The organism is Photobacterium makurazakiensis (assembly GCF_050336715.1).
Lineage (GTDB): Bacteria > Pseudomonadota > Gammaproteobacteria > Enterobacterales > Vibrionaceae > Photobacterium > Photobacterium makurazakiensis.
This window is the reverse complement of record NZ_JAKJSJ010000118.1, coordinates 1-6,061: the sequence shown is the minus strand read 5'-3', so window position 1 is coordinate 6,061 and position 6,061 is coordinate 1. Positions and strand designations below refer to the sequence as shown.

Annotated in this window: 2 protein-coding genes; one reads left to right on the top strand and one right to left on the bottom strand. The window is 47.7% G+C overall.

Translation table 11 applies throughout. The features are described 5' to 3' along the window. Positions 1 to 77: 77 nt before the first annotated feature. On the bottom strand, positions 78 to 746 hold the full coding sequence (locus L4D09_RS28355; protein ID WP_428460885.1) for a phage tail protein: 669 nt from the start codon (positions 744 to 746) through the stop codon (positions 78 to 80). Positions 747 to 920: 174 nt separating this feature from the next. Here L4D09_RS28355 and L4D09_RS28350 point away from each other — a divergent pair. Then, a partial coding sequence (locus tag L4D09_RS28350) for a putative Ig domain-containing protein (protein WP_428460884.1) occupies positions 921 to 6,061 on the top strand: 5,141 nt, incomplete at its 3' end.

The following is a 6,061-nucleotide window of genomic DNA, read 5'->3' as shown; positions in this document are numbered from 1 at the left end:
AGGTTTTATATTAATTATATCGTTAGCAAACGACTGATTCATGCGAAAGGTTGCTGACGTATAATATTACTTTTACTTTAGTTCCGAGATGGGAAAGTCCCCTGTATTGCAATAATATAGTTTATTCCTAATGTCGGCTGGATGTTGCTAAATTTCTCCCCACCGCCTGTCGTCCCGACTGTAACCGTGCCATCAGTACTACCTGTTCCAGTAATAGTTGTTGTGGTATTAACCTCAACATCTATTGCCTGTTCAGCAAGAAATGATGATCCCTTACTACCGTTATAGATATTGTCGCCGTCATTTCGACCATCTTTGGTCGTAGCTAAATAATTACCAGCGGGTTGATTGGTTTCGCCGTCTGAATCAGAGACAAACATTTTCGCAGTTGCTTCTGATTGAGATACCGCTGTTAATGATGCCCCTGTACTTGTTGGTGTGAAAGTTGCTGAGTGGGAATGAGATGGCAGGTTAGGGATTGTTAGTTGAGTCATATCATTACCAACTTTAGCCCCAAGTCTTGATTCATACGCTAAGCCTGGACCTGTACCCACTCCAGCTGGAACGCGACTTCGTAAATCAGGCAGAGCGAAATTAGTACGTCCATCACCTCCCCATGTAGTCCCTAGTATTGCAAAAAGAGCCTGATTTTCACTGATTGATATTAGTTGTCCACTGCAAAAAGCCCAATCTTTTGGAGCGAAATTACCACCAAATAATATTGTGCCGCCCATTATAAATTCCATGAAAATCCCTCTATCTCTTAGTTAATTAATTACAAGTATTGCTGAGTTTTCGGCATAAATGCCTCGGTGTAAGGAAGCGGTAATATTTCAAACTGTGCTATATGTTTATTCTATATGCAATTGGGTGCTTTTGCTGTGCGCGATGATATTTCTTGAAACGAGGTAGGGATTACAATGGATTGTCGACAGTACTTTGGACAAGTAGGATCTGCTTTATCGAACCTGCTGTTTATTCTCATTTTGATTCTATCGGGCACTGTTGCGACAGCAAATGCTATGACTTTAGGCACTAGCGATGGTACTTATGATTTTGGGAATTTAGGAGGTACCGGTTCAGGGGGAGCAGGTTTTAAGACGCAGGGCGATAAGTTCATTGTCAGTAATGATTTTAGATCATTTGACGGTGTTATTTATTTAAGTAATGAGAGTGACGGCATTTTGACTAGTACAGTTGTATTCCAGGCTGAAGGCGGGAGTACTATGAAGTCGGCAACAGTGATAAACCTTAGCATAGCTTCTTATGCTGGAACCACAACGCTTACCCAATTTGATATTACTTTGTCAGATATGAGTAATAATGTTATTGCCTCTCATCAATTTTCAGGAAGCCAAAATGTCGGAACTTCTAATGTTACATTGAGTGACTTTGCATTTGATAATCTAATTTGGCCTAGCTCTGGTTATGATAATGTCTCAAAAATTGAAATAACTTATACCTCAGAGAAAGCTACAAATAATTTCGAATTTCGAAATATTACGTTGGCAAACATTTCTGCTGAAATTATTTCCATAAATACTCCACCTGTAATTAGCGGTTCACCTGCGACCTCAGTCAATCAAGGTGCCAGCTATAGCTTCACGCCAGTAGCGAGTGATATCGACAACGATGATCTGACCTTCAGCATCGAAAACCAACCAGCCTGGTCAAGTTTCAGCAGTGCGAGCGGGGTGTTGTCAGGCCTGCCGACCAATAGCGATGTCGGCACTACCTCGAACATCGTGATTAAAGTCAGTGACGGCACCGAAACGGTAAGTTTGGCAGCGTTCAATCTGGCAGTGGTGAATGTGAATGATGCACCAACTATATCGGGCTCTCCAGCTACCTTAGTTAACCAAGACGCGGCGTATAGTTTCAGCCCAAGTGCCAGCGATGTCGATAATGATGACTTGGCGTTCAGCATTGAAAACCAGCCAGCGTGGACAAATTTCCACCCCGGGACTGGCGTCTTATCGGGCCTGCCAACCAATAGCGATGTCGGTACCAGCTCAAACATTGTTATTAGTGTTTCGGATGGTATTGAGACTGCCAGCTTACCAGCGTTCAATCTCACAGTAGTGAATATCAATGATGCACCAACTATTTCAGGTTCACCAGCCACCTCAGTGAATCAAGATGCAGTGTACATCTTCAGTCCAAGTTATAGCGATGCCGACAGTGATGATCTGATCTTCAGCATTGAAAATCAGCCGAGGTGGACCAATTTTAATCCTGGGACTGGCGTCTTATCGGGCCTGCCAACCAATAGCGATATCGGTACCAGCTCAAACATTGTTATTAGTGTCTCGGATGGTATTGAGAACGCCAGCTTACCAGCGTTCAATTTGGAAGTAGTGAACGTCAATGACGCACCGACGATTTCAGGTTCACCAGCCACCTCAGTGAATCAAGATGCGGTGTATAGCTTCAGTCCAAGTTATAGCGATGCCGACAGTGATGATCTGACGTTCAGCATTGAAAATCAGCCAGCGTGGACGAATTTCAATCCCGCGACAGGCGTATTATCGGGCCTGCCAACCAATAGCGATGTCGGTACCAGCTCAAACATTGTCATTAGCGTTTCGGATGGTATTGAGATTGCCAGTCTTGCTGCATTCAACCTCGAAGTGGTGAATATCAATGATGCCCCAACTATTTCAGGGGCTCCAGCTACAACCGTTAACCAAGATGCGGTGTATAGCTTTAGTCCAAGTTATAGCGATGCCGACAGTGATGATCTGACGTTCAGCATTGCAAATCAGCCCGCGTGGACCAATTTCAACCCCGGGACTGGCGTCTTATCGGGCCTGCCAACCAATAGCGATGTCGGTACCAGCTCAAACATTGTCATTAGCGTCTCGGATGGTATTGAGAACGCCAGCTTACCAGCGTTCAATTTGGAAGTGGTGAATGTTAATGACGCACCGACGATTTCAGGTACGCCAGCGACTAGCGTCAATCAAGATGCGGTGTATAGCTTCAGTCCAAGTTATAGCGATGCTGACAGTGATGATCTGACGTTCAGCATTGAAAATCAGCCAGCGTGGACAAATTTCAATCCCGCGACTGGGTTGTTATCAGGCCTGCCGAATAATGGTGATGTCGGTACCAGCTCAAACATTGTCATCAGCGTCTCGGATGGTACTGAGACCGTTAGCTTGCAGGCGTTTAATCTTGAAGTAGTGAACGTCAATGACGCACCGACGATTTCAGGTTCACCAGCCACCTCAGTTAACCAAGATGCAGTGTATAGCTTCAGTCCAAGTTATAGCGATGCCGACAGTGATGATCTGACGTTCAGCATTGAAAACCAGCCTTCGTGGACGAATTTCAATCCCGCAACTGGGGTGTTATCAGGCCTGCCGAATAATGGTGATGTCGGTACCAGCTCAAACATTGTCATCAGCGTCTCGGATGGTATTGAGACCGCCAGCCTTGCTGCATTCAACCTTGAAGTGGTGAATGTGAATGATGCCCCAACTATTTCAGGTTCACCAGCCACCTCAGTTAACCAAGATGTAGTGTATAGCTTCAGTCCAAGTTACAGTGATGCTGACAGTGATGATCTGACATTCAGCATTGAAAACCAGCCTTCGTGGACGAATTTCAATCCCGCGACAGGGGTATTGTCAGGCCTGCCAAATAATGATGATGTTGGCATCACCTCGAATATCGTGATCAAGGTCAGTGATGGCACCGAGACGGTGAGCTTGGCAGCGTTCAATCTTGAAGTGGTCAACATCAACGACGCGCCGGTGATTTCGGGCACGCCTGCGACTAGCGTAAACCAAGACGCGGTATATAGTTTCAGCCCAAGTGCCAATGATGCCGACAGTGATGATTTAGCCTTCAGCATTGAAAACCAGCCGAGCTGGGCGAATTTCAACCCCGCGACTGGAGTGTTATCAGGCCTGCCGACCAATGGTGATGTCGGTACCAGCTCGAACATTGTCATTAGCGTCTCGGATGGTATTGAGACCGCCAGCCTTGCTGCATTCAACCTTGAAGTGGTGAATGTGAATGATGCCCCAACTATATCGGGCTCTTCAGCTACCTCAGTCAACCAAGACGCGGCGTATAGCTTCAGCCCAACGGTTAACGATGTGGACAGTGATGATCTGACCTTCAGCATTGAAAACCAGCCGAGCTGGACGAATTTCAATCCCGCGACTGGGTTGTTATCAGGCCTGCCGACCAATGGTGATGTCGGTACCAGCTCAAACATTGTCATCAGTGTCTCGGATGGAATAGAGACCGCCAGCCTTGCGGCCTTCAATCTCGAAGTGGTGAACGTCAATGATGCGCCGGTGATATCGGGTTCTCCAGCTACAACCGTTAACCAAGATGCGGTGTATAACTTCAGTCCAAGTTATAGCGATGCCGACAGTGATGATCTGACCTTCAGCATTGAAAATCAGCCGAGCTGGACGAATTTCAACCCCGGGACTGGCGTATTATCGGGCCAGCCGAATAATGATGATGTCGGGACCAGCTCGAACATTGTCATTAGCGTCTCGGATGGTACTGAGACCGCCAGTCTTGCTGCATTCAATCTTGAAGTGGTCAATGTCAATGATGCGCCGGTGATATCGGGTTCTCCAGCTACAACCGTTAACCAAGATGCGGTGTATAGCTTTAGTCCAAGTTATAGCGATGCTGACAGTGATGATCTGACGTTCAGCATTGAAAATCAGCCAGTGTGGGCAAGTTTCAGCAGTGCGAGTGGCGTGTTGTCAGGCCTGCCGACCAATGGTGATGTCGGTACCAGTTCAAACATTGTTATTAGTGTTTCGGATGGTATTGAGACAGTCAGCCTTGCTGCATTCAGCCTCGAAGTGGTGAATGTCAATGATGCACCAGTGATATCGGGTTCGCCTGCAACGAGTGTGAATGAAGACAGTGCGTATACCTTTACGCCAAGCGTCAATGATGTTGATGAGGACGATAGCCACAGCTTCAGCATCACCGGTAAGCCGTCATGGGCAGGCTTTGATACTGCTACAGGTACTTTGAGCGGCACACCAACCAATGATGACGTTGGGCAGTATAGCGATATCGTCATTACCGTTAAAGACAGCGCGGAAGCCAGTGACGCCTTAGCGGCCTTCGGGATCGGTGTTGGCAACACCAACGATGCGCCAGAGATATCGGGTACGCCTGCAACGAGTGTGAATGAAGACAGTGCGTATACCTTTACGCCAAGTGTCAATGATGTTGATGAGGACGATAGCCACAGCTTCAGCATCACCGGCAAGCCGTCATGGGCAGGCTTTGATACTGCCACCGGTACTTTGAGCGGCACGCCGACCAATGATGACGTTGGTCAATACAGCGATATCGTCATTGCCGTTAAAGACAGCGCGGAAGCCAGTGACGCCTTGGCTGCCTTTGGGATCGATGTTGGCAACACCAACGACGCGCCGACGATTTCAGGTACGCCTGCAACGAGTGTGAATGAAGACAGTGCGTATACCTTTACGCCAAGTGTCAATGATGTCGATGAGGACGATAGCCACAGCTTCAGCATCACCGGCAAGCCGTCGTGGGCAGGCTTTGATACTGCTACAGGCACTTTGAGCGGCACGCCGACCAATGATGACGTTGGGCAATACAGCGATATCGTCATTGCCGTTAAAGACAGCGCGGAATCCAGTGACACCTTGGCTGCCTTCGGGATCAGTGTTGGCAACACCAACGATGCGCCAGAGATATCGGGTACGCCTGCAACGAGTGTGAATGAAGACAGTGCGTATACCTTTACGCCAAGCGTCAATGATGTTGATGAGGACGATAGCCACAGCTTCAGCATCACCGGCAAGCCGTCGTGGGCAGGCTTTGATACTGCCACMGGTACTTTGAGCGGCACGCCGACCAATGATGACGTTGGTCAATACAGCGATATCGTCATTGCCGTTAAAGACAGTGCGGAAGCCAGTGACGCCTTGGCTGCCTTTGGGATCGATGTTGGCAACACCAACGACGCGCCGACGATTTCAGGTACGCCTGCAACGAGTGTGAATGAAGACAGTGCGTATACCTTTACGCCAAGTGTCAATGA